This is a genomic window from Anaplasma centrale str. Israel (assembly GCF_000024505.1).
GTDB lineage: Bacteria > Pseudomonadota > Alphaproteobacteria > Rickettsiales > Anaplasmataceae > Anaplasma > Anaplasma centrale.
Window position 1 is genome coordinate 584,234 of record NC_013532.1, and the last position, 25,599, is coordinate 609,832.

Annotated in this window: 14 protein-coding genes and 2 pseudogenes; 9 read left to right on the top strand and 7 right to left on the bottom strand. The window is 50.3% G+C overall.

What is annotated here, in order from left to right; genetic code table 11:
- Positions 1 to 286 precede the first annotated feature (286 nt).
- The 5 genes and pseudogenes from ACIS_RS02565 to ACIS_RS05270 all read left to right on the top strand — a co-directional run.
- Complete coding sequence (locus ACIS_RS02565) at positions 287 to 721, top strand: HesB/IscA family protein (RefSeq protein ID WP_012880668.1); 435 nt, start codon at positions 287 to 289, stop codon at positions 719 to 721.
- Positions 722 to 730: 9 nt separating this feature from the next.
- Positions 731 to 1,453, top strand: a complete 723-nt coding sequence (lepB, locus tag ACIS_RS02570) for a signal peptidase I (protein WP_012880669.1) — start codon at positions 731 to 733, stop codon at positions 1,451 to 1,453.
- A 17-nt stretch (positions 1,454 to 1,470) separates the two neighbouring features.
- Positions 1,471 to 1,953 (top strand): NADH-quinone oxidoreductase subunit NuoI, encoded by a 483-nt coding sequence (nuoI, locus tag ACIS_RS02575; protein WP_012880670.1) that lies wholly within the window; start codon positions 1,471 to 1,473, stop codon positions 1,951 to 1,953.
- Positions 1,954 to 2,212: 259 nt separating this feature from the next.
- Positions 2,213 to 2,437: pseudogene (locus ACIS_RS05565) on the top strand (P44/Msp2 family outer membrane protein); the annotation flags it as partial.
- A 1,959-nt stretch (positions 2,438 to 4,396) separates the two neighbouring features.
- A pseudogene (locus ACIS_RS05270) lies at positions 4,397 to 4,846 on the top strand (P44/Msp2 family outer membrane protein); the annotation flags it as partial.
- A 137-nt stretch (positions 4,847 to 4,983) separates the two neighbouring features.
- On the opposite strand, the gene ACIS_RS02585 reads toward ACIS_RS05270, so the two are convergent.
- The 4 genes from ACIS_RS02585 to ACIS_RS02600 all read right to left on the bottom strand — a co-directional run bounded on the left by ACIS_RS02585 (position 4,984) and on the right by ACIS_RS02600 (position 12,779).
- Entirely contained in the window at positions 4,984 to 9,258 is a 4,275-nt protein-coding gene (locus tag ACIS_RS02585) for an ankyrin repeat domain-containing protein (RefSeq protein ID WP_012880672.1), read from the bottom strand.
- Between the two features lie 282 nt (positions 9,259 to 9,540).
- Positions 9,541 to 10,440, bottom strand: a complete 900-nt coding sequence (gene murB / locus ACIS_RS02590) for a UDP-N-acetylmuramate dehydrogenase (protein WP_010264698.1) — start codon at positions 10,438 to 10,440, stop codon at positions 9,541 to 9,543.
- The gene (hemC, locus tag ACIS_RS02595) at positions 10,415 to 11,326 is read right to left on the bottom strand and encodes a hydroxymethylbilane synthase (RefSeq protein ID WP_010267733.1); all 912 of its coding nucleotides are present in this window, start codon (positions 11,324 to 11,326) and stop codon (positions 10,415 to 10,417) included. The genes murB and hemC overlap by 26 nt, the downstream gene beginning before the upstream one ends.
- 157 nt (positions 11,327 to 11,483) lie before the next feature.
- The gene (locus tag ACIS_RS02600; protein WP_012880673.1) at positions 11,484 to 12,779 is read right to left on the bottom strand and encodes a bifunctional folylpolyglutamate synthase/dihydrofolate synthase; all 1,296 of its coding nucleotides are present in this window, start codon (positions 12,777 to 12,779) and stop codon (positions 11,484 to 11,486) included.
- Between the two features lie 293 nt (positions 12,780 to 13,072).
- Between ACIS_RS02600 and gatA the strand changes: the two genes are divergently transcribed.
- The 3 genes from gatA (at position 13,073) to prfB (ending at position 16,977) form a co-directional block, all read left to right on the top strand.
- Complete coding sequence (gene gatA / locus ACIS_RS02605; RefSeq protein ID WP_012880674.1) at positions 13,073 to 14,542, top strand: Asp-tRNA(Asn)/Glu-tRNA(Gln) amidotransferase subunit GatA; 1,470 nt, start codon at positions 13,073 to 13,075, stop codon at positions 14,540 to 14,542.
- 375 nt (positions 14,543 to 14,917) lie between these two features.
- Positions 14,918 to 15,661, top strand: a complete 744-nt coding sequence (locus tag ACIS_RS02610; RefSeq protein WP_023441441.1) for a YebC/PmpR family DNA-binding transcriptional regulator — start codon at positions 14,918 to 14,920, stop codon at positions 15,659 to 15,661.
- Positions 15,662 to 15,878: 217 nt separating this feature from the next.
- Positions 15,879 to 16,977, top strand: a protein-coding gene (gene prfB / locus ACIS_RS02615; protein ID WP_410510743.1) for a peptide chain release factor 2 whose coding sequence is annotated in 2 segments (ribosomal slippage) — positions 15,879 to 15,935 and positions 15,937 to 16,977 — 1,098 coding nt in all. Because the reading frame shifts where the segments join, the coding sequence is not laid out codon by codon here.
- A 113-nt stretch (positions 16,978 to 17,090) separates the two neighbouring features.
- Here prfB and ACIS_RS02620 read toward each other — a convergent pair.
- From ACIS_RS02620 to ACIS_RS02630, 3 genes are all read right to left on the bottom strand, one after another.
- Positions 17,091 to 20,168: a hypothetical protein gene (locus ACIS_RS02620; RefSeq protein ID WP_012880676.1), complete on the bottom strand. Its 3,078-nt coding sequence runs from the start codon at positions 20,166 to 20,168 to the stop codon at positions 17,091 to 17,093.
- A gap of 336 nt (positions 20,169 to 20,504) precedes the next feature.
- Positions 20,505 to 21,236 (bottom strand): 16S rRNA (uracil(1498)-N(3))-methyltransferase, encoded by a 732-nt coding sequence (locus ACIS_RS02625; protein WP_012880677.1) that lies wholly within the window; start codon positions 21,234 to 21,236, stop codon positions 20,505 to 20,507.
- A gap of 33 nt (positions 21,237 to 21,269) precedes the next feature.
- Complete coding sequence (locus ACIS_RS02630; RefSeq protein WP_012880678.1) at positions 21,270 to 21,737, bottom strand: peroxiredoxin; 468 nt, start codon at positions 21,735 to 21,737, stop codon at positions 21,270 to 21,272.
- A 341-nt stretch (positions 21,738 to 22,078) separates the two neighbouring features.
- Here ACIS_RS02630 and ileS point away from each other — a divergent pair, with 341 nt between their 5' ends.
- Positions 22,079 to 25,402 (top strand): isoleucine--tRNA ligase, encoded by a 3,324-nt coding sequence (gene ileS, locus ACIS_RS02635; RefSeq protein WP_012880679.1) that lies wholly within the window; start codon positions 22,079 to 22,081, stop codon positions 25,400 to 25,402.
- The last annotated feature ends 197 nt before the right edge of the window (positions 25,403 to 25,599 follow it).

Genomic DNA, 25,599 nt, shown 5'->3' on the forward strand with positions numbered 1-25,599 from the left:
CAAAGTATATTGATTTTTTCAATATTGCGCGTAAGCATATCTGTGAGGTAAATGAACCAGTTAACTTGTACGCCGTGACGGGTACTGCAAAAAGTTGGGGCATGTTTGCGCAAATGTTGAGTGTTGGATATTAGGATGGCTACAAGAAAATTATGGCGTAACTGCGCCGCTTTTCCATCGCGTGGAGGGCTGCTTGTACCGTGTTGTGGCGATTCCTCAATCTGTTTGACATACTAAAAAAGTTCATGATACACTCGCCGGGGTTTTTGTTAGCGCGGTTGTTTTTATGTCCGATCTAGAAAGTTGTGGGCTTACCCTGACCGAGGGTGCCGTTGATAAGATCATGGCTGTGTTGCAAGAGGAGGGCGGGTCGTCACTTCTTAAGGTTTCGGTGCAAAGTGGAGGTTGCGCTGGGTTCAAGTACGAGTTTACTACCGGGCCGTACGAAGACGATGCAGATGACGAATACCCGGAGGAGGATGATTCAGGATTTGACGATATGGATGGTGACGAAGAAGACAGCGATGAGGTTGAAGGCGGGTCAGACTTGATACTTTCCGATGCTTCAGGCAGGCCGATATTGTTTGTGGACCGTTGCTCTCGAAAGTTCTTGAAAGATTCCACAATAGACTACGTAGAAGACATTAACGGCTCCAGGTTTGTGGTTAACAACCCTGCGGCTAAGTCTGGTTGTGGTTGCGGGAACAGTTTTTCGTTGTAGGAGGAGTACTTGTCTTCTGTTCCTGAGGGGAGGAGAGGTCTTTCCCTACTTAGAGTTTTGGGTGTGGTGGCTGCTGCGTTGGTGACTGCGGTCGTTTTTCGCAGTTTCGTGATGGAACCGTTTCACATACCTTCTGGTTCAATGAAGAGCGGGTTGCTTGCTGGGGATTACATATTCGTTAGTAAGTACAGCTACGGATACAGCCGTTACTCTATTCTGCTATCTCCGCCCATCTTCAAGGGTAGGGTGCTGTACACTCCCCCTCAGGCTGGTGACGTCGTTGTGTTTCGCCTTCCCGCGAGCCCCAGCACCAACTACGTCAAGAGGGTCATCGGCCTTCCAGGCGATAGGGTGCAAATAATTGGTGGGCGCCTGCACATAAACGGTAAGGAAATGAGCTACAAACACGTGGAGGATTTTTTTGACGGCACCAAGTCCTTCAAACGGTATGTGGAAACTTTATACAATGGCAAGTCCTACGAGGTGCTAGATGAGATCGAGAACAGCTCCTTGGACAACACCCCAGTGTATGTAGTGCCCCAGGGGCATGTTTTTGTGCTGGGGGACAACCGGGATGATTCCAGGGATAGCCGCTTCGTTACAGAGGTTGGTAACATACCTATAGAGAACATTGTAGGCAAGGCTTTGATAATTGTGCTTTCGTTCAAGAGAAGTAAAGGGTGGCTGCCCTTTGAGCTTAGGATGGATCGGGTATTTCGTGCTGTAAGATAGTAGATGTAGGGTGGCATATGCGGCGAGTTGGGGTTCTATTTAAAATCGCCTATGCGGGTGTTAGAGGGTTTCTGTTGACGTTGGTTAGCATGTTCAAACCTAAAGTCACGCTGCGCTACCCTTTCGAGAAGGGTCCGTTAAGCACCAGGTTTCGTGGGGAGCATGCCCTACGCAGGTATGATGATGGGGAAGAGCGCTGCATAGCCTGCAAGCTGTGTGAGGCTATATGCCCCGCACAGGCGATTACTATAGAGGCAGAAGAGCGGGATGACGGCAGCCGCAGAACCGTGAGATACGACATAGATATGACGAAGTGCATATATTGTGGTTTCTGCCAGGAAGCTTGCCCTGTAGATGCGATAGTCGAGGGCCCCAACTTCGAGTATGCTACGGAAACCAGGGAAGAGTTGATGTATAACAAAGAAAAGTTGCTCTGCAATGGGGACGTTTGGGAAGAAGCGCTGGATTTTCGGATTAGGAAAAACAAACTGTACTACTAGCCGCGGGCTCAAGCGCAGCGCCCACTGAATCCCAACTACCGCCGCTGTTTGCTCGGCGCATAGGGCCGCCGGCTCGCCTTCCTCGCATCCCGAGTTTATGTCATCCTATGTCGTCAATGGGCATTGCCACACAGACTGGGGAGCTGGAGAAGGGACTGGAAGGGGCACTGAAAGCTTTGGGCGTAAAAGCACCGGGACAAAGCCCAGAGTTGTTGGTGCGGAGATTCAAAAAGGGGATTGCAGAGGCACAAATATCTGCATGAACGGCATCACTGGTGTGAAGTTTGAAGAAGCAGGCCTATTCCCACTCCTGGATAAAGAAGGTGAGTATGATAGTTTTTCTTCACATCACTTCAACTTCACAACCCCGTTGAAAGACCTAGAGTTTGGAAACAGCACCTGCACCTTCGGGGGAAGCATGGGGTACAGACTAGGAGGAGCCAGGGTTGAAGTTGAAGTAGGGTATGAGAGGTTTGTTATTAAGGGGGGAGATAACACAGCATTTCTTCTAGGTAGAGATCTAACATTAGATACAGTGAGGGGTCAGTTACTATCCAGTGCATTGGGTAGGATGTCTATGGGGGATGTGAAGAGGTTTAGGAAGGAAGTAGTAGATAGTATAGGAGCAGGAACAGCTAGTCCTGTAAGGGCTGTATTTAGTAGTGCAGTACTTGGTAGTGCAGTACCTAGTGCTGATGGTGATACATTCCTGATGGGAGAGATGGTAGGAGTTGATGAGGGACTAGTTATTCAAGAACTAAGTAGAGCTGATGAGTTAGTGAAGTTACAACATGAATTAGAAAAGCAAGTAAGTAAACTAGCTGAACTTGGAGAACTTAAGTGGTTAGAAGAACTTGAGAAGCTGCAGGATGAAGAGATCCAGAAGGTGAAGGACAGCATAGGGGAGATGGAGACGAAACTGCAGACTGAGGTGGAAGCTGCAAGGAAGGCAGTGGTGACCACTTTGGGAGAGGACATCAATAAGCTGCTGGGGCAGGCAAAGGTGGAGGCACTAAAGAAGTGGGATACGGTCATGATCACCTTAGGGCCGATGGCAAAGGAGCAGAAGTTGAAGGAGTGGGAGAAGGCGTTGGAGAAGTTAGAGGAGATAAAGAAGTGGGATAAGGTAAAGCAGGAAAGGGATGAGCTGAAGGAGAAGCTTAAGGAAATAGAAAAGATAAAGGTAAAGGAGCTCCAGAAGGTGAAGGAGAAGATACAGGAGGTGGAGATAGAGAAGTTGGAGAAGGTGGTTAAGGAGTGGGAGAAGATAGGGGCCAAGGAGGAGAAGGCAAAGGAGGAGTGGGAAAAGGCGGCAGTAAAGCTAAAGAAGCTGGTGCAGGGGGTGAAGGATCTCAAGAGCAAACTAGAAGAACTAGAAACAATAAAGGGAGTGGGGGAGAGACTTAAGGATGATATAGAGAAAATCAAGGAGCCAGGAGACCTAGAACAGCTAGAAGCTAGGAAGATAGAGGAGGTAAAGACGGCAAAGGGGGAAGCCAAGAAGGTGCTGGAGAAGGAGAGCCTAGGAGACTTGGATAAGCTGAAGGATGAGAAGGTGAAGGAGAAGTTACAGGCGGTGAAGGATAAGGTAGAGAGGAATCTGGAGGGACTGACAGCAGAGAAGGTGAAGGAGGTGATAACGAAGATAGCGGAGGTAGAGAAAGTAAAGAAGGATGTGACAAGCCTGGGACTCAAGGGCATAAAGGCAGTAGTGAAGCTTAAGGATCTCAAGAGCAAACTAGAAGAACTAGCTGCAATAAGGAAACTGAAGGAATTGGGATTGGAAGAGAGATTGAGGGAATTAGCTGGGGTTAAGGAAGTTAAGAGATTAGCTGAGAGGCAGAAAGCTGGGGAATTAGATGTGCAAGGGGGATTACAACTTACAGAGAAGATCAAGGCATTAAGTGTAGATATGGTGGGAAGGTTGGAGGCCAGAAGACTGGGCGAGAATACAGATGGTGGACTAGCCGAGAAGTTGGGGATACTAGGAAGGTTAGATGAGCTAGTGCCGGGGGATAGAGCTAAGAAGCTGGAGGAAATGAAGGTTACGCTAAAACAGCTTAGAGAGCTGGCAGAGAAGGAAAAGCTTGCGCTAGTTACTAAACAAGGAGTAGTGAATCAAGGCATAAAGACGTGGGGATTGTTTGTGGGACTGGTAGAGAAAGCATTTACAGGAAAGGAAGCACTGGGAGACATATTGAAGGGTAAGGAGTTAGTGAAGCTAGAGAAGACACTATCCAAGATCAAAGCACTAGAAGAACTTACAGAGATTGCTGAGAAACGTGGAGTAGCTACAGTGATGAAGGCTGCATTGACTAGTGCTATGGAGATTACAAAGAATAGGGGTTGGACTGATTACTTAAATAAAGTTGATTCAGGTAAGAAGAGTGATGCTGTTAAAGAACTGATTGCTGCTGAGAAAATAAGAAAGCTGACACAGTATATTAATACATTGGAAGCTGATGAAAAGGCTGTTGTTGCTGGAGCTTTTGCCAAAGCTGTTGAAGGTGCGGAGGTGATAGAGGTTAGGGCTATTGGGTCTACTTCTGTAATGCTCAATGCTTGTTATGACCTCCTGACTGACGGTATTGGGGTTGTGCCTTATGCTTGTGCTGGTATCGGTGGTAACTTCATCAGTGTTGTAGACGGGCATATAAATCCTAAGTTCGCCTACAGAGTGAAGGCTGGTCTGAGTTATGCTCTGACTCCTGAAATTTCCGCTTTCGCTGGGGCTTTCTACCATAAGGTGCTAGGTGATGGTGACTATGATGAGCTACCTCTTAGCCCTATTGCTGACTATACAGGCCCAGCTGGGAGAAATAAGGAAACTGGTGTAGCTTCCTTCACCATGGCTTACTTCGGTGGTGAGTTCGGTGTCCGGTTTGCCTTCTAGGTCACACTAGAGAAAGTAACCTTCTAGGGGGAGTGCTCTCCGCACTCCCCTTCCTCCATGTGAATCCTTCCTAGCGAGTATCCCTACAGCTGGTCTGTTCTCCAGTAACCAACTAACTTCTTCTAACTTACGGAATACTACCAACCGCGGGGTAGATACTTGGTGGGTTGCGGCGGCTTGCTATGTGCAGCTGATTGCTTATAAGTGGTACTGCTGGACTTTCCTCCATCAGGTGTCATGGCATCTGCAAGATCTTGTGCAGCTTCTTCTACAGCCTCGTCCAGAGCACCATCCATTGCCGAGGATTTACTGTTGGAACTTTTTTCATTCTGATGCAACTTCGCTCGTGCTGCACTTGACAGCTTACTCAGAGCTTTTGACACGGTTTCTTTATCAACATCGCTCTGTGATGCAGCCTGACCAGCAGGTGTGCCTCGAGCTGTGCCTGGAGATGATGCTGTTGATGTAGATTTGCCCGACAGCCGCTGTGCTGCTGCGGCATCTTGACTTACACTAGTGGATGTTGTGTGTAGTGCAGTATCCAGTTGCTCGGTAATATCTTGGCTATCCGCCTCAACATCCTGTGCTGCCGATGCCATGCCCTTACCTTCACTCTGGTCTGCGGCCGAACTCGTTATGCCTTGTTGACTCGCAATATCCCGCTCTGTAATACCCTTACTCCGTAGTGCTGCAGCAAATGCTCCTACCAGTTGTGCCGCCTTTCCAGCGCTGCTTGGTATATCAATACCAGTGGAATCCATTGCCAGCTCTAGAGCTTCTTCCATCCTGGAAAGCGTAGCTATACTACTACGTGTACTGCCTTGTGCTGTTGCAGCATCTTGGCTACCACCCCGGTCTACGGCTGGATCCGCGACATCCGGACCAGCAGCAATGCCCAATTCCTCAGGATCTTGACTTACACTAGTAGGTGTTGCACGTAGTGCAGTATCCTGTTGCTCGGTAATATCTTGGCTCTCAGCCTCAACATCTTGGTCTACGTCTGAACTCGTAATGCCTTGATCCGCGACATCCGGACCAGCAGCAATGCCCCGTCCTTCAGGATCTTGACTTACACTAGTGGATGTTGTGTGTAGTGCAGTATCCAGTTGCTCGGTAATATCTTGGCTATCCGCCTCAACATCCTGTGCTGCCGATGCCATGCCCTTACCTTCACTCTGGTCTGCGGCCGAACTCGTAATGCCTTGATCCGCAACATCCGGACCAGCAGCAATGCCCCGTTCTTCAGGATCTTGACTTACGTTAGTGGGTGTTGTAGGGACATCATCATTAGCTATGGCCTCCGAATATGGGGGAGGCGAGCCACCGGAACCTCTCCGCCCTCCTCCTGTCAGCACGCGCCGAGCATATGACGACAGTGGCACAGGACCTTGTAAGTGTGCTGCGTCACCGTCTGGTCCGCCAGCTACCACATCACCAGGGGTTGTAAACATAGGGGGGGCGCTAGGTCGCTGCGCGCTGGGCCCTTGGGCGCCCGCGGAAGGACCCATACCCGTGTCGAGGTCTGGATATAAGGCACCACCCGCACCGCCAGGATCATTCGCACCGTGGCCTCTACTGTTAGGATCATTTGCACTGTTTGTTGCTGGAACGGGAGTGCTGCCCGCAACGCTACTTGCTCTTTGGTGAGGTGCCACCCCGGTACTGCGGCTTCTACGGTTGGTATGTGTCGCAGAAAACTCAGAGTCCATTTTCACCGTAGTGTATCTACGTTCCCCTCCCTCGGCGGTAACCCTTGCGCTCATTTTGTGAGCTATTGAGTCCCCTATGGGGAGGGTCTTTGCGGCTATGCGGCCGTTAGGTGGGGCGAGGTTGTGGGCTAGCTTACCAGACGCATTGACGATAGACATTTGTGCGCCATTCTTTAGGCCGAACTCTACAACGTTTTTGAAATCCAGGCTCGCAGCTACGTGCATCAGGGTGTTACCACTTGAGTCATATGTGCTCAACATCTGTGAAAGCTCGTTTGGAGCCAACATTGTCTTGCAGCTCTCCAGCATTCTTACAATTTCAGCTTCGCTTACACCGCTCTTCATTGCGACGTGCATCGCCGAAGACCCGTCTATGACGGAGCGATCCAGCGCACTGAGCTTATTACTCTTCAATATGCTATCAAACGCGGCCAAATTCTTGTATGCGGCTGCCAAGTGAAGTGGGGTATAACCCTGAGTGTTGCGCTGGCGTGTAGAGGCACCGCGGGCACAAAGCAAATTTACAAACTCCTGAGCACACTCCACCTTATCGGGGAATTTTAGCAACCCAACTGCAACATGCAATGCGGTATCACCGGCACTATCGCGGCAGTTGACATCGGCTCCATTTCTAATCAGAAACCGCACTAAGGTTGGGTCTGGCCGTTCTACGCCCTTGAGCGCGAAAATCAATGGTATATCATCATCCCCGCGCGCGGTTGCATCTACTTCGTAGCCACGAATCTCTGCTCCATCGGCCATGAGAGATTTTATACCACGGTTAACTGCCATGCCTTTGGAAAAAATCGCGATGATCGTATCCGCGGCTTCGGCGAAAAATATTTTTATACTCTCCCAAAGACGCTCAAGAGAGACATCACCGGCGATATTTCCCCCACTGCCTGCAAAGCATTTTCCTTGAATCGCGGAGGATAGTGCACACTGGTGGTCCACTCCTTCAAGTCTGGCACCCTTAGCTTTTACCAGCTTTTCCACAATTCTAATATGCCCGTTTCTCAGCAGCTCGCCACAGAGGCTCACTGCGTTGCCTTTGGCGTTCACGAACGCGTGGTTTATATCAATCCCACCGTGTTCTGGGCTTAGATCGGTTACGTATCTTAGTACGCGATAATTCCCAGAGCGTGCGGCACAGAGTGCTACGTCCTCCAAAGAAGGTTCGTGGGGTACGAGCTGCTTGATAACTTCAAGGGTAACAGCGTCGTCGCCCCTAGTGTTTAGCACGTGAACTGCGGGAGTGACCTGTCCTTTGGATGCGGGGAATTTCGCGTTCCCCTTCGTCTTCTGCCTACTTGACAGTAGCATCGCCAAGACTTTAGCATCACCACGTTCCGCTGCGAGGTGTATTACAGACCTACCATCTGTGCAGCGGCTGTCTACGTCAACACGATCGCTGCTCTCCAGCAAATCTCGCACATACTCCACGCCGCCCTGTTCCAAGTACATCTCACACAGCGGAACCCTCCCGTTCGGCCCAGGGGTGTTTATCCACGATGCAATGTCGGGAACATCTAGACACAATTTTATCTTTTGCTGTCGCCTAGAACGATCGACCGTGTCCTGCATTACCGCATTTAGCAGGTTTGTACCATCGGCCGTGGGCTTGTTATATGCTCGAACATGTGTGTTTTTGAGCATCAGTGCAAAAAGAGCCGCACTTACATAGCTGGCCGCACCGTGGATAGGTGCTCTTTGCTCGTCGTCCTGAATGGAGAACCCGGCTTTGTAGTGTTGTGCATAAACCTCAACCACTTGCTCCAGCAATGACACGCACCTGCCTTTTACCGCGCAGTTCATAATTGTGTTGCCGGTGCCACCCATGTGTTTCAGGATTTCTTTGATGCCTTCCTCGTCTTTGAGCAGCTTTGCTGCCGCGACGGTCTCCTTGAGCATTATAATACCAGCGTTTTCCAGTCCACGTGTGGCCGCATAATGCACTGGCAGGTAACCACTCAAGTCCTCAGAGCACAGCAGCGCCCCATAGGATTTCGCCATTTCTGGCGATGCGCTGACTTGCTCTTGCATATGTTCCAGAATGCGTGATGTGAAATCATCGCCTTGGTTCCGCGCCGCTCGGTGAAGAAATGATCGTGATTCTAAATCTTGCAGTCCGTAGTCGCCAAACCTAACGAATGTCTTCACATTTTCTAGATTATCACAGGCAACAGCAGAGTGTATAGGCGCCTCACCTTTGAGGTTGATTGCGTTTTCAACAGGGTTTCCTTTCCCAAGATGTTCCAGAACCAGTCGCAGCCTAGCTGCGGACTGCTCATCCGGCGCAGCTGCCGCGTCATGTAGCGGTGTATTTGCCTGAATGTCAATGGCTGCCATGCTGCATCCTTGTCCCAGCAGGTAGCTGGCGTATTTTGGATCTCCTGTGGAACATGCATAGTGAAGTAGCGTCTTGAGATCGCTTTCGTACAGCCAAGCATTTTCATGCCCCTTGGGCACACGATCGAGATTTTTAACGAAGTCTGCGTAATCGTCGCGCCGCATACTACCTAGTGCGTCGACCAGGGCGTACCTCGCGACCTCTCTTGGGGGCAGCGGTGGGGCATAAGGCTCTACAACTTCTTTCTCCGACGTCTCTTCTATGTGTGCTGCAGGCGCAGCAGTGCCTTGACCGCTAGCTTTTTCATCATTTTCATCATGTGAATCAGGAACGCTGGGATTCTCGAGAGACATAGCTGACTTACCGAAATTACGCCTGACGCCGCATTCGTCTACTTAGACGCCGGACCTCAGACCGCTGTTGTATGTGTGACAATCACGCTCAGCAAGCGAGTTGCACTGCGTATAATATCGTTAAAGTATTAATTATCCGCTAAAATGCGTCAAAGACACCACCCTACGCATAAATGGTGTGTACACTGTATGCCGGTAGGGTGCGTGTACGCGCGTGTGATTACTTAACTTACTGAGGGCTGGAGTTGCAGGCATACGCGTACTATTTCTGCATTGCAGTGCCTACAACCCACATCCTAGAAATCTGATTTCCCACTCAAGCTTTATGCCAAACATGCTATGTACCCTGCAGCGGATTTCATTTCCTAGATCTTCAAGATCTTTTGCAGTTGCCCCGCCGCAGTTCAGTAAAAAATTGCAGTGCTTCTCGGAGACCTGCGCCCCTCCAATTTGGAGCCCTCTGCATCCCGCCTTGTCTATCAACTCCCACGCCTGATGCCCTTCAGGGTTTTTAAAGGTGGATCCGCCAGTTCTTCCCCTCACAGGTTGTGAATCGTTGCGTCGTGCAATAAACTCGCGCATTGTGCCCTTAATAGCGTCACGGTCACCGCAAGCCCCAACAAAAGTTGCATCAACGAAAATCCATTTGCCCACTAGCCCGTGCTCTCGGTATGAATATCGCATATCATCATTGGAAAGCGTGCAAATTTCCCCGTGCTCATTTACTGCCCGGACTGAACGTAGCACTGAAGCGACGTCGCCGCCGTACGCACCCGCGTTCATTTCAATTGCTCCGCCGACAGTGCCGGGTATGCCTACAAAAAACTCGAGTCCCGAGATTCCACTCTCTTGGGCCGCCACAGCAAGGTTGCTCAGGAGTGTGGCGCATCCAGCAGTTATGATGTTACCATTGCAGTTGATGTACGAAAACTCCCTTCCAAGCTTGACAACCACCCCCTTTACTATGCCGTCTCTCACGATAAGGTTTGATGCAACGCCCACCACGGATATTGGTAGGTTTGTATCTCGTACAAACGCGGCCAGGTCCTCTACACTTGAGGGCTTGAACACAACTTCTGCTACGCCCCCAACATTGAACCACGTTGCATTGTGCATTTTAACGCCCCTGCGATACGTTCCCTGCACCTTGGGCAAGTTATACGCCACGAAGCCGTAACTCATCTTTGAGCATCACCCCCATTTCAAAGCCCACACTTTCTGCATCACGTTCAGGAAAAGTGCGTTCTGCGGATACCATGGTACGAGAGTCATGCGCTAGCATGCACTTCATCGACATCAGGCCACTGTCCACATACCTAGCCATTGCAGCTAAAGGTGTGTGGCAGGAGCCGTTCACAGCCTTCATGAAGCTTCGCTCAGCCAGCACGGCCGTGAATGACTCATGGTCGTTCAACTTTGCGAGCATACGCACTATTCCTTCGTCGCTTTTTCTACACTGAACGCATATTGCCCCCTGGCCTACGGCCCCCAACATCACGTCTGGATGTAATACCTCGGTGATCTTAGCACGTGCAGATATCCTGTCCACCCCAGCCTCAGCCAGCACTATACCGTCGCACTCGCCAGATTGTACCTTAGCGATTCTGGTGTCAACATTGCCCCGCATGGGGGTTATTTCCAGGTCTGGTCTGAAAGCGAGAAGCTGCACCTTCCTTCTGATCGATGAGGTGCCGATTTTTGCTCCGGCGGGTAAGGAGTTTAGGCTTTTGTACTTTACAGATATAAAAACGTCCATGGGAGATCTTCTTTTGAGTACGCACGGCATGTCTAAGTTTTCGGAATAAAAGCCCGGAACATCCTTGGCCGAGTGTACGGCAATGTCTATCTTATTGGCCAACAGGGCCTCTTCTATCTCTTTGATGAACAGGCCCTTGCCGCCAATGTCACACAGTGGCCTGTCAACCTTTACATCCCCAGACGTTTTTATCTTGGTAACATCCACTCGGACCTCAGGAAAGTGGGCTGCAATTGCGGCTTTGACCTCCTCTGCTTGTATTAGTGCCAGCGTGCTTCCTCTTGTTCCCAGCCTGACCACAGGAGCATACATACACCCTCACCACTACAACGGAAGTACTCATCGAGACCCAGAGTTAGCATATATTTGCCAGTTACTCCACATGGCGTCAAACATGAATCGCAGTGATGGTAGACAACCTCGCCTTGACCTGATAACTCTTCCACCTAGCCATGATAAAATTGTGATATCAGCATACAACGCTCTCTTTGAGCAAGTCACCCGCTAGGAATAGTGACCCGCACACCAAAATTGTGGGCTCTGGGCCAGAATCCCCAATGCTAAGAATTTTCCTGATAGAAGACTGTATGTCACTTTCTGCCGAGGAGGGAATGCCAAGCTCTGCGGCGTCCTGCGCGAGCTCTTCCGCGAGTTGAGCTCTTGGCTCAGACTTTACGCAGACTGCACACAGAAATTTTATATGCTTCTTGAGGCAGGATAAGAACGTTTTGGAATCTTTGCCTCTAGTCATGCCCACTATGAGGTATAAACCACCACTTGTGCTCTGTTCGATCCAATCGCTGAGGACCTGCGCCCCCGCTGGATTGTGTGCCCCATCCAAAAACAGCCTCCAGCCCTTGGGTAAAAGTTTGGGTATGAACCCGCTAGTTATTCTCTCGAGCCTTGCGGGCCACCTGGTGTTGGTGAGCCCACCGACTATGTCTTCATAATCAATTTTGTAGCCAAATTTTCCGGAGAGAATACTACATGCGGCTATGGCGTTGCCGGCATTAATCACCTGATGGTCACCGGGCAGTGATGGGAGGGGGAACTCATACGAGGCCTCGCCGGTGGAAAATAGCATCCTACCGCTACTTTTTTTGCAAGACCATTCGATGCCTCCACGATATAAAAATGCCTGATCACGCATTGCGTAGTATTCAATTGTGCGCATGATAGATTCTGTCTCCTGTGGAGCAACAACACAACTTGTACCGCGCTTGATAATTCCAGATTTTTCTCCAGCTATGAGCTCTACTGTTGTGCCGAGGGAGCTTGTGTGGTCTAAGGATATGGAGGTTATGATTGACATAATTGGTTCGACAACATTTGTGGCATCAAGCCTGCCGCCCATACCCACCTCTACGAGTGTGATATCAGCTTCTACTTTGGAAAACGCCAAGAAAGCGGCGGCTGTTGTTGCTTCGAAAAATGTAGTCTGTATGCCACTACTTGCTGCTTCGCACTCTGCCAAAATTTCATCCAAGTAGGCATCAGAAATTTGCTCTCCGCTGAGCACTATCCTTTCGTTGAACTCTACTAGGTGTGGTGACGTATAAACATGGGCTCTAATTCCCGCAGAGCGAAAGATATGGGCCAGGAACGCGATCGTGGAACCCTTCCCATTCGTACCGGCGACGTGCACAACCGGGGGCATGTGCTTTTCAGGGTTACCCAGCCTCTCCAGCATTTTAGTTATTCTATCGAGCTGGAAGTCTGGAACGCGGCATTCTAGAACTCTCGGCCAGCGCGGCATGAACACCATAATACCAGTACCTACCAGTCTACACGTAGTGGGACACACAGCAAGTATAGCGAATGGCGCTGGAAGCCTCAACCTTCTCCGCTATTGTAGGCTGTGTTGTGTGTGCGATATAGCAACGCTCCCGCTGCATGATATACGTGAATTGGTGATTATACATCTCGCCCGAGGCACCGTGGTTTCATGTTTGCGATGTAGAGGCATGAACACTCGGTTCCTGTATTTCCTAAATTCAGTTGCTTCGCTCACAAAGTGTGATAACCTCCATCACGCCGGTGGATTTTTGACCGTTTTGTATGAAGCGTGAGCTCTTAAAGCTATCGATTTTAGAGGCGCATCGTTGCCTGAAGAATAAAGACTTTTCCGCGCGGGAGCTTACTGAGGCATATATTGGCGCGGTAGAGCAAGATACACTCAATGCGTTTGTCACAACCACTCCTGAATTGGCATTGGCGGCTGCGGACAGGACGGATGGTCTATTACAGCGTGGGGAGCCCATTCACCCAATGTCTGGTATACCGGTGGGGGTTAAGGACCTTTTTTGCACCAAGGGAGTAAGAACCACAGCGTGCTCTAACATATTAAAAAATTTTGTGCCAACTTATGAATCCACTGTTTCCCAAAAGTTGTGGGACAGCGGTGCGGTAATGTTGGGCAAGCTCAACATGGATGAGTTTGCTATGGGGTCTTCGAACACTTATAGCTGCTTTGGGCCGGTCAAAAATCCGTGGAAAGGCACTGAGGGAAAAGATTTAACGCCTGGTGGGTCATCAGGTGGGTCTAGCGCAGCGGTGGCTGGGTTATTGTGTGCGGGCGCGTTAGGCAGTGATACAGGTGGATCTGTCCGGCAGCCTGCTGCCTTGTGCGGCGTTGTCGGCGCAAAACCAACTTATGGTAGGTGCTCACGCTGGGGTATGATAGCATATGCGAGCTCCTTGGACCAAGCTGGGGTGCTTGCCCGCACGGTGGAAGATGCAGCGGTGATGCTGAATGCAATATGCGGTTACGATCAAAAAGATTCTACGTCTTCTCAGGAGGCTGTGCCAGACTTTTTGGGTGGTATTAGCCGTGATGTACGCGGAGTGCGCATTGGTATCCCGAAGGAGTACGAACTCCCGAAAAATCGGGGGGATATAGCAGCGATGTGGGATCAGAACATCAAGCATTTGCTGGACTGTGGCGCGGAAATTGTGGAAATCAGTCTACCTCATACCACCTATGCCTTGCCCGTATATTACATACTCGCTTCGTCTGAAGCGTCGTCGAATTTGGCTCGTTATGACGGGATAAGGTATGGCACTAGGGTAGAGGGTGAAACCATAGATGAGATGTACGAACTCACTAGGAGCATTAATTTTGGTGAGGAAGTAAAGCGCAGGATGCTGATCGGGGCCTATACGCTGTCTTCCGGTTACCGCCGTGCCTACTATGACAAAGCCCAGAGGGTGAGATGCCTTGTGATACGAGACTTTGAAGAGGCCTTCAAGAAGGTCGATTGCATACTTGCGCTGACCACCCCGGTGGAGGCCACTGGGATTGAAGAGCCCCTCAGTGCCATGGATAGATATTTTACGGATGTTTTCACGGTTCCCGCCAGTTTGGCTGGGCTGCCGGCGATCTCCGTTCCCGCAGGGCTGTCAGAGCGCAAACTACCCATGGCGTTGCAGGTTATAGGGAATTACCATGACGAATGTGGGATGCTAAATTTGGCTGCTGTGATTTACGAGCATTCCGGGGGAGTGCTGCAACATCTACATGGCTTTTAGGTGGGGTTTTGCCGCAAGTAAGAGGTTTTATCATTTTCTGTGGGGCGGAGGACGGCACCGTAGGCGATGCAGGTCACATTGGGGGTGTGGACCGTTCTCAGGTGGATGTAACTTAGAGGGTGTGCTGCAACATCCACATGGCTTTTAGGTGGATTTTACTTGCATGGTGGCGGGGTCGACTTGCCATTTTCTACGGTGGCCACAGGCGCCGCTGGTGGCATTGGTGGTTTGGCCATGCTCAGTGTATGTAACTTAGGAGGTGCGGCCCCGCGCTGGTGGTTTGTGCGTAATAGGATTGCATATCTGCCCTGCAAGACTTAGACTGTGGTGGCGCTTGGGTTACTACGCGCAGTTTGCGGCATTGGGGGGTGTGCTATGGCTGGTCATTCGCAGTTTGCAAATATTAAACATCGTAAAGGGGCGCAGGATGCAAAGCGCTCAAAGGTGTTTACCAAGCTCAGGAAGGAGATAATCATTGCTGCTAGAAGCGGCCCGCCAACCCCGGATCTGAACCCAAGGTTGAGGGCGGCAATAGCTTCTGCCAAGGCGGAAAATCTGCCAAAAGACAAAATAGAGGCTGCTATAAAGAGTGCGCAGGGCAACGCAGCGGATGACAGCTATGAGGAGATTACGTATGAGGGGTATGGCCCCGGCAGCACGGCTATTGTTGTGCATGCGCTGAGCAACAATCGCAATCGTACTGCTGGTGAGCTCAGGCATATTTTTTCTAAGCACGGCGGCAAATTGGGAGAGAAGGGCAGCATAGCATATCTTTTCGACCATGTAGGGTTGGTAGTATACAAGGCGGAAAGCATTGAGAGTTTCGATGCCCTTTTTAACCTTGCAACCAGCCTGGGGGCGATAGATCTGGAAGAAGATGGCGAGGGTGAAGATAAAGTATATGCCATAATTTGCAGCGTGGAGGACTTTGGTAAAGTGAGAGATGGATTGTACGCGCAGTACTCTGACGGCGAGTTGGCGAGGTTGTCTTGGAGGCCGAAACAGCGGGTACTGGTAGACTCTCCAGAGCTCAACACAAAGCTTATGAATTTTCTTAATGATCTCGAAGATAACGACGACGTACAGTATGTTGAGGGGGACTTTTCACTTGTGGGTTAGTGGAACGTAAACAAGGAGTTACCCGTTGCACGATATTTTCGCGGCTTGCCTTTTCCGTGCCTATCTGCTAGCATCGGCGCAGTCGCCTAGATATGGGATTTATGTTAAAGCTGTTGTTGTGTGTGTTCTTATTTTATCTAGTATTCAATAGGTTGGCGTCTAAAGATAGGGGTGAGGCATAATAGCTTTGGGGGTGTTGGTGCATAGTAGGTCTACAATTTCGGAATTCATACATAGGCTTGGGGTGGACCTGGAGTCTATAGCGAGGTGTCTTTGACGTTAGCGCCCTCGCGAGTTCTTTGGAGGAGTTAGACTCCCGTTGCTCATCTGCCTCCTTGTGGGACGATCAAGAGAACGCAAAGAAATTACTTAGTGAAAGAGCAAGGGTAGAGGAGGTTCTGGCCTCATTCCGTGCCTTGGAGAAGGAGTATGCCGAGTGCGTCGAGTTGCTTGACGTGGCAGACGAAAGCGATAGCGAGTTTCTCGACGGTTTGTGGAGCGCGTTAACCCAGTTGGAGCGTCGTGTCAGCCAAAAAAAGGCTGAGTGCATGTTTTCTGGGGAGGCCGACGGCAGCGGGTGCTTCCTGGTTATCCGTCCTGGTGCTGGGGGCACGGAGAGTAATGACTGGGCTGCTATGCTGCTCCGCATGTACGTAAGATGGGCAGGGACCTTTCACGGGTTTACTACAGAAATTGTGGATAAGATTGACGGTGAAGCCGCAGGATTGAAATCGGTGACGGTTAAGATATCCGGAAATGGGGCGTACGGTTGGGCGAAGACTGAGAGCGGTGTACATAGGCTGGTGCGGATATCTCCGTTTGACTCTTCATCAAGGCGCCATACAAGCTTTGCCAGCGTGGAAGTGTCACCAATAGCTGATGATAAAATTGATATTGAGATACTTGAGAAGGATCTGCGTATTGACACATACAGGGCCTCTGGGGCGGGCGGACAGCACGTAAATAAAACCGAGAGCGCAGTGCGCATCACTCACATGCCGTCGGGTATAGTGGTGCAGTGCCAGACCAGTAGGTCCCAGCATCAAAACCGCGCAGAGGCGTACAGTTTGCTACGAAGTCGCCTTTACGAAATGGAGCTTCAAGAAAAGGAAAAGAAAATGGCCCAGGAACATGACAGCAGATGCGATATAGGATGGGGTCACCAAATCAGGTCGTACGTAATGCATCCGTACCGCATGGTTAAAGATTTGAGAACCGGGCACGAAACGGGAGATGTGGATGCCGTGCTCGACGGGGATCTGGATAAGTTTATTGCTGCGGCTCTGACTTACAAATTATCCCAAGCACAGAAATAATGCAAACTGCCTCATGGGTGTTCGTTATTGTTGGGTGATACATCCATGCGGTGATGTGGAGTGCTACATGGTAGCCGGTCATGGCACCACGCGAGGACATTCCACCTGCCATACTAACCTCCACCGGCGCGCAGTCCCTGTGCACCACCTTGTTGTTGGTAGCTATTAACGCGTATCTTGCCGGCGGTGTCTTCTACGCCACAACTTGTCGGTGCTCTGCCACGTGGACCCCGTTTGTGCTGTGGTGATGCACCTGTGCGGTGATGTGCGTGTTCCCGCTCTCCTTCCTGGTTGGCTGCGAAATTTGGGTATATCTCAACAACCTCCTCCTCGTCGCAATCTGAAAAATCACCGTATGTGGCATCAACGCTGTCATAGCTCATCAAGAAGCTATCATCGGATTCACAGTGCAGTTCTTGTGCTTCTGGTGGTGGGTAGCCCACTGCAAGCGGTGTAGCACCACACTGCTTTGCACGCGGATATGGGCTTCGTTGTGGCCCATCACATGTTTTTTCTTCCTCAATAAAGGGCACGTTGTTATGCTGCCCGGCTCTTCCGGCTCTTCCGGCTCTGAGGCTGCCTTGGGGATATATTAGCGTGCGATCGTCCGCGCACACAAATTTGGTGAATCGCACAGGTACCATTTGAGACAAGAACCAATTGTCTGTGTCGAACGTAATACCACTCTCTTTTGCCAAGGTGAGCCTATATTCTACATCTGAAAACGGGAACTCTGGGCCGTTTGCCAGCCGATACAGGTTGCTTACATACCTGTTCACATACTTGTGCTGCAGTCTAGACATAACGCCCGCGTGCGACCTCTCAGGGCTTCTTCGGACATCGTGCACCTGGAGCAGCGCGGTTATATACTCAAGGCACGCCTTCCTCTTTTGGTCAAGATACATGCCGCAGTATTTGTATATTGCGGTTATGATGTCATGCTCTGCGTGGTCTCTGCACAGCAACTTCCACTGCTTCGAGGTACGGAATTTTGGATCTATAGTGCCGCGGCCCCGGTCCGAACACATAAAGTCTACGTATGCATCCAGGTATGACAGCAATAAACCTACCCTTCCAGCTCTAGCGAGAGCCTTCATCAGTATGATATGCCCAGCTCTAGAAGACCATTTGCCGCTTGCGCTACATCTCACATTACACGTGTCTACGCCCATGTAAGGACACTCAGTAAACGACACGTCTGTAGTGCTGCCCTCCGGCCATGCAGATTTGTTTGAGACAATTCTAATCAGCTCAAGATCGCCGCTATCCTGCACTGCATTTATTCCAAACAAGATGCACGTGCCATGCGGTACTTCATCATCTGCGCCCAAAACGTGTGCCACGTACTTATCAGTGGGCACGGGACGGCCTTCCATGCACAACTTTCCTTCCGTGATACCGAACCTAGATATGGATTCTTGCTCGCAAGCGCTCTTAAACAGGCCCCTATCGCGTACGCTTACGCAGAGGGTCAGGGTAGGGGTGCCGCGGTAACTAGCGACGTCAACTCCGTATTTACCCCTCGCATAGGAAAGTGCCAGCCCCACCATAGCCAGCACGAATATCACCGCAGTTGTAACCCCCACAACCGCCATCACATGTGCGCTGATAACACCCGAGAAATACAGCGCCGCCATGATGCACAGTATAGCCGCTGCAACAACAAAAACTGCTGCGGCCCTCACAAAAACTTTCCTCACGCGCACATCATCAAACTTGGATGCGCGATCGACACCGGCATCTTGATCGCGGTAGGATAGCCCAACGCCGGCATCCTCATCTAGATCAGAAATAGCGGGGATGTACTGCCCAAACGCCGTGCCGCCATGGAGCGTGCGTACACCGCTGATGCAGCTGTCTATGTGGAGTGGCAAAGTGATTTGGAATCCACCACAGCGCTCTAGTGCCGGAAGGAGACTTTCGAAAAAGCTGCACGTACAAAAGTGAGAAAAAGACGGCGGCTCCCCACCGCACGAATGAATAAGATCACAAAACGTCTTGTACCTGCTCTTCAATCTCAGTAACAAATCCTGCCCTTCCACGAGGTTTGTGTCGTGAACCTGATATACGCGGGCAAAGCGCGCATCGTCCATCAGCTCCTGTATTAGCTCTTTGTTGTACTTCTTGCCGGGAGACTGTGTACGCGAAATGGCGAGCATACCTGCGGCTTCATCGTATCGCACATGATCTTTGCTACTGCTGAGCATGGCCTGCAGCAGATTGCGTATTCTTATGCCGGCATTCCGTGCGCTAACATAGTGCCCCGAGGTGTATATTGCAATACCGCACGCGCATAGGAAATTTATACTTGAGCGCTGTCTGGTTGAGCTATCGCGCTTAACTTCATCCTTAACATTTTGAGGTAGCTCATTGATGGCACGTAACACCGCCGAGAGTAGCATCGCCCTGTGCCTTGCCTGAGAACTCCATGTGGGTGCAATGAATGCCTGGCCAAGTTGAAGCCTAGACAGTATGCCAGTGGTAATTTCATCGTGCAGCAGGGCGCGCCCGTTCAATGTAGCGTGCAAAAAGCTGGGGTCCAATTCCCATGCGCTGTCACCATTGCTGTCGTAACCGCCGGCAGCGATGTATCCAATCGCACGTTCGAGATAGTAATCCAGGTAGCACTCGAAGACGGAAGTGAGCACATTACGCTCGTTAGCAGCGTGCTTGGAACCACCAAATAAACTGCGCATGAGGCCGGTTATACGCCTCTTTACATTTGGACACGAAACACCGAGCTCCTCGCCATTATCCCCATGGCTCAGCACCATTCCGCTGTCTATAATGTGGACGATGAAGGAGAATAAACTGCGGACCGATTCAGAATTACTTACTATAACACTGACCCCAGCCCTTAGTCGCGCCTCCTCTATGCTGGCTCCGGCCAAACGTACGCTATCTGGAGCCAACCGCGCTAGAGATGTACTTAGCTCACTGTCCAGATCAGTATCGAGCACGAAGAACACCTCTTCTGCGCTCTGAGTACTATCATCCGGAGGCGCAAACCGGACCCTGCATCCGGAAAATTCATGTCCTTGCCCTATCTTCAGTACTCCATTTTCTGTGAGGCTGATAACAGCGAGCAAGTTACGTTGCAACCCCGGATTGGCAACGAGCACATTCCGCAGTTTTTCGCACCTGTTTGTTTCACTCGGACTACTACAAAAACTGAGAAACAGTTCGGACATAATAGTGGGACCTGTCTGACAAGTGTGGCTAGAATCTGTAACTTCCGGTACGTTAATGATAACATCTATGGCGTATTTTTACCACTGTAGGTAGTGTATATGCCCCTCTATAGCGACTATTTGTACCAAATAGTTACTGCGGATGGCATGTGTTGGACCCACCTATGTTACCCCGCTCATGGCGCCTTGTACGCTCTGGAGGCCTTTCTATATAGCTGTTACGCGATGCAATTTACTTGGTACGTTGCGCAGGGGCGGTGCGTGCTAGATAAAGCATTGCACCGTGGTGCGCTGCACGGCTTTTATGCCAACAGTGCGTGCCTGAAAAACGTTGGGCTACTTATAAGTGTAATACTCATTAACGTGTGCAAGAGCGCAAACCACTGCGGTATCAACCCTGAGTATTCTAGGCCCCAGAGACATTTTGTCGCAGAAATTTTCAGAAAGACGTAATTCCTCGTCGGAGAACCCCCCTTCGGGGCCCACCACTACCCAAACGTCCCGGCCGCCGTGCAGAACTTCATACGGTGGTCTGCCGCCACCAGTTTCATCGCACAGCACAAACTGTCTTTCTGGGTTGTGAAACTCACACAACGTACGAAAATCCACTACGGGTGCAACTTCAGGTACATCCTGCCTGCCGCACTGCTCGGAGGCTTCAACTGCCCACAAGTGGCATTTTTTTGAGTCAACATCGTGGACGGAAGAGTACTCAGTGCGTATGGGCTGAAAGAGGGTGACGCCCATCTCCGTAGCCTGTCTTACGACGTTACGCACTGTGTCGCTTTTTACCAGAGCGAAACACAGGACTAAGGTTCTGGTACGGACGTGCTTTCTGGAGAGTGTTTCAGCTTCCACCTCCACGGTTTTTTTCGAAATGCATGAAATTCTGCAGAGCCACTCTCCGCGTATTCCGTCAAATAGCAATACGGCATCATCGTGCCTTGCCCGCATCACGTCCCGCACGTAACGAGCCTGGGAACTGTTCAGGGTAACTCTGGCACCGGTTCTGATCTCGTCCCCCTCGTGGTATAGCCTGATCTTCACAGGCTTTTTTCTAGGGTACATCGCGGCTCCCGACGCGCCTACACCGTTTCACCGCTACAGGCTTTTCACTGCATCCAATACAGCATTCACATGCCCGTCAACCTTCACGTTGCGCCAGATTTTCCGTATCTTACCATGCTTATCTATGAGGAAGGTTGACCGCTCAATACCCATGTAAGACTTACCAAACATGTGCTTCTTAACCCAAGTGCCGTATAGCTCAGACAGGCTGGAATCTTCGTCTGGGATGAGTTCGAACGGTAGTTGGTATTTTTTTCTAAAGTTTGCATGAGAAGACACACCATCGCCAGAAACACCGATAATCACCGTATCTAGGTGCGCAAACTCTGCGTGCGCGTCCCTAAAGCCTTCTGCCTCTTTTGTGCAACCGGGTGTATCATCCTTTGGGTAAAAGTACAAAACTATATTCTTCTTGCCCACGTATGCGGAGGAGGGCACCGCGGTGCCGTCTTCAAGCTTGATTACAAATTCTGGGGCTACCCCCCCTTCAGTTATGTCCATAAACCACCTCGGTCGCATAATGGCCGAATGATACACCCACTTACCGTAATGTACAAAGCTAATCAAAGTTCACATTAATATGTATCCTGGGGTGCGCGGCTTGTTATGCCACTTCAACTCTGTCGGGGCAATTTGTAGCTCTCTGCGCGCATGTGCACAATTTTGCGGTTGACGTCATAACTGCAGTACTTGGGCATTGTGCATTTTAACGTCATTACCACAACGCTGAAAATACTTAGAACGGAGCTCACACTGCGGCCTTGTTGAGGCCATGTATTGGGCTTCCCAACGTATGGAGGAGCGTGTATACTTGCGTTCGTGTTTTCAATGTTTAGGGTAGCGTGAGTTACTATCCAGAAGTTAAAGGCAACCCAGAATTCTCTGCCATAGAAAAGGAGATACTTCAATACTGGAGTAGTGAGAAGATCTTTGAAGAATCCGTGAACAGCCGCTCTAAAGAGAGGAGCTTTGTGTTCTACGATGGCCCCCCGTTTGCAAATGGGCTGCCTCACTACGGGCACTTGCTAACAGGGTTCATCAAAGATGCCGTTGCTAGGTACAAAACCATGCGCGGATTCAGGGTGGAACGGAGATTTGGGTGGGACTGCCACGGTCTGCCGGCAGAGATGTTGGCGGAGAAGGAGCTAGGTGTGTCAGGCAGAGCCAGCATCGAAAACCTTGGCATTGGCAAGTTTAATGACTATTGCCGTGGCTCCATTATGAGGTTCGCTCAGCAGTGGAAGGAATATGTTGAGCGGCAGGCAAGGTGGGTAGACTTTGAAAACGGCTACAGAACCATGGACAAAAGTTTTATGGAATCTGTAATGTGGGCATTTCACGAACTGTGGCGCAAAGGGTTGGTGTATGAATCTGTAAGGGTTGTTCCTTACAGCTGGGCGTGCCAAACGCCCCTATCGAACTTTGAAACGAAAATGGACAATGCCTACAGAGAAAAGGTTAGTAAATCAGTCACAGTTAAGTTCGCGCTCTCCGAGAGGGTAGGTTTTGCTCCCCAAGGTGTTGAGTCTTGCAGTATGCTTGCGTGGACCACAACTCCCTGGACTTTGGTGTCAAATTTCGCCCTGGCCATAAATACCAACATGGATTATGTTGGGGCAGTTGTGGGTGCAGAAATGCTGATATTTTCAGCAGAATATCTCGACCGCTTCATGCAATACTGCGGGAAACGCAATCTCGAGTGTGCGCATGTTGTACGCATACCAGCTAGGGAACTGCTGTCGGTGAGATATCGCCCGTTGTTTCCATATTTTGCGGATGTGAAAAATGCATTCATCGTATTGGATGCTGAGTTTGTTGCAGCAGGAGCTGGCACCGGAGTAGTGCACCTGGCTCCTGGCTTTGGTGAGGATGACTTCCTACTGTGCAGGCAACATAAAGTCCCCGATTTGGGGCAAGAGTCTCCGGGCATGTTATCCGTAATATGCCCTATGGATGACGAAGGGAAGTTCACAGCAGCTGTCAGTGATTTTGCAGGGCAGCACGTGTTTGATACAGTTGATGCTGTTATCCAACAATTGAAAGAAAAGGGGCTATGGTTTGCAACTGAGCAATACACCCACAGCTATCCCCATTGTTGGCGCACGGACACTCCACTAGTGTACAGGGCGATGTCGTCGTGGTATGTGGAGGTTACTAAACTAAAAGCGCGTATGGTCGAGCTTAACCGGGAGGTTAATTGGGTTCCAGAGCACGTACAAAGTGGTCAGTTTGGAAAGTGGCTCGATGGTGCGAAGGATTGGTCGGTATCTAGACACAGGTTCTGGGGAGCCCCAGTACCGGTGTGGCAGTCAGACGATCCTAAATATCCCAGGACTGATGTGTATGGCTCAATCAAGAAGGTGCTCCCAGATGTTAGGGCGCTGGAGGAGGATTTCGGTCCTGTAGAGGACCTGCATCGCCCGCACATCGATAATTTAACTCGTCCGAATCCGGATGATCCTACAGGTAAATCCATGATGCGAAGGGTTCCAGATGTCCTGGACTGCTGGTTCGAATCTGGCTCTATGCCATATGCGCAGGTGCATTACCCGTTTGAGAATAAGGAATTTTTCGATTCCAACTTCCCTGCGGACTTCATCACCGAGTACATCGCGCAGACCAGGGGTTGGTTTTACACTCTCTTTGTTCTATCCACGGGGTTGTTTGATAGGCACCCCTTCAAAAACTGCATATGCCATGGTGTGGTGCTAGACGTTAAAGGCCAAAAGCTGTCAAAGCGGCTCAACAACTATCCGGATCCCATGGAGATGTTTGAAAAGTATGGTGCTGACTCCGTACGGTTTACCATGCTGTCGCACGCGGTGTCGACTGGTGGGGATTTACTTCTCGACCAAGACGGCGACATCATCCGTGATACGCTAAAGAGCGTGGTAAAGCCCATATGGAACAGCTACAGCTTCTTTACCGTGTATGCAAACTCAGATCAGATAAAAGGGCGCATTCTGGAAAGCCTGGAGGGCGTTACGAACATCATGGACCAATACATACTGTACGAGTGTGCGCGTATGGTGGCGGAGGTGTTAGAGGCCATGGAGTCTAACTCGGCCGCGGTGAAAGATCCTTACAACGTGAGGCTCGCATGTGCGGCTATAGTGCAATTTTCCGATAAGCTGAACAACTGGTACATACGCGGATGTCGGGGGAGGTTTTGGACGCAGGATAAGACTGATGACAAATTCAATGCCTACAACACGCTATACACCGTGCTGTATCACCTGGTGAGGGCTATCGCACCGTTTCTCCCGTTCGTTGCGGAGTCTATATGGCTGGGGTTGGGTTTTCAGCGCGAAAAGTCAGTTCATCTGGCATATTTTCCTAGCGTAGACAGCTTAGGTGCCGTCAGTAACTACAAGAAAAACGCGGAGTACATGCAGCTGGTTATGGATGTTTGTAGTAACGCGCTCTCTTTAAGAAATGCGCACAACATACGGATAAGGCAGCCGTTGGGACGCATGGTAATATACCCGTATAACTGCGAGGGCCTGCTGGCTCTGCCTCAGGAGTACAGAGACATCGTGCTCAATGAGGTTAACGTCAAGAGTTTGCAGATAGCCGGTAGTATAGAGGATATGGCGTCCTTTGAGCTGAAACTAAACTTTTCATTGCTTGGCCAAAGAGTGCCTGGGAAAGTAAAGCAGATAATTGCTTTGGCGAAAGCTGGTGTGTGGGAAGTTCAAAGCGATGGGAGCCTGCTGCTTGGTGCCCCTGGCTGTGATCAATGCGTGATTCAAAAGGGCGAGTTCTCCTTGAATTTAAAGGTGCGCAGTGAGTATGCGTGCCAAATAATTTCCGGGGGTGTTCCGGTGGGGGTGTTGTATATAGACCATGAACTTACTAGGGAGCTTCTGCTCGAGGGGATTGCGCGGGATGTTATGCGGCTCATACAACAAGCTCGCAAAGATTACGGACTGGAAATGCTGGATCATGCGGAAGTTATCATCAACACTGATGTAACTGAGGTAATAGAAGCAATAAACACTTGGTCTAACTTTATAAAGCAGCAGACCTTCTCCGATATACTAGAGCACAGACCCGTGCAGGCTGTGGTGGGGGATTGCAGTGAATACACGAAAATTTCCGGGAAGGGTTTTGACGTATTTTTACGTAAGTCAGCTTTGTGTCTTGAGAAGCAACATCGGCCGTAAAATACGGCGTGCTTGTCCGGCGTTTCGCATAATAGCCAAGTGAAGCTTGGCGTAGTGCAAAGCCCTTTGCTCCGCCAACTTTTTGTGGGCACTCATTATTTCCTGGACCTTCGCTGCGGAAAGTCATATATATCAACGGTATACCAAGCACGCTCAGTGTGGTATATTATCGGTGTGGGTGTCGGCGGGCCCGGTGC

Bases quoted from the DNA above. Each gene is read 5' to 3' on its own strand.
- ACIS_RS02565 (WP_012880668.1), top strand. From the start codon at position 287: ATGTCCGATCTAGAAAGTTGTGGGCTTACCCTGACCGAGGGTGCCGTT.
- nuoI (WP_012880670.1), top strand. From the start codon at position 1,471: ATGCGGCGAGTTGGGGTTCTATTTAAAATCGCCTATGCGGGTGTTAGA.
- ACIS_RS02585 (WP_012880672.1), bottom strand. From the start codon at position 9,258: ATGTCTCTCGAGAATCCCAGCGTTCCTGATTCACATGATGAAAATGAT.
- murB (WP_010264698.1), bottom strand. From the start codon at position 10,440: ATGAGTTACGGCTTCGTGGCGTATAACTTGCCCAAGGTGCAGGGAACG.
- hemC (WP_010267733.1), bottom strand. From the start codon at position 11,326: ATGTATGCTCCTGTGGTCAGGCTGGGAACAAGAGGAAGCACGCTGGCA.
- ACIS_RS02600 (WP_012880673.1), bottom strand. From the start codon at position 12,779: ATGGTGTTCATGCCGCGCTGGCCGAGAGTTCTAGAATGCCGCGTTCCA.
- gatA (WP_012880674.1), top strand. From the start codon at position 13,073: ATGAAGCGTGAGCTCTTAAAGCTATCGATTTTAGAGGCGCATCGTTGC.
- ACIS_RS02610 (WP_023441441.1), top strand. From the start codon at position 14,918: ATGGCTGGTCATTCGCAGTTTGCAAATATTAAACATCGTAAAGGGGCG.
- ACIS_RS02620 (WP_012880676.1), bottom strand. From the start codon at position 20,168: ATGTCCGAACTGTTTCTCAGTTTTTGTAGTAGTCCGAGTGAAACAAAC.
- ACIS_RS02625 (WP_012880677.1), bottom strand. From the start codon at position 21,236: ATGTACCCTAGAAAAAAGCCTGTGAAGATCAGGCTATACCACGAGGGG.
- ACIS_RS02630 (WP_012880678.1), bottom strand. From the start codon at position 21,737: ATGGACATAACTGAAGGGGGGGTAGCCCCAGAATTTGTAATCAAGCTT.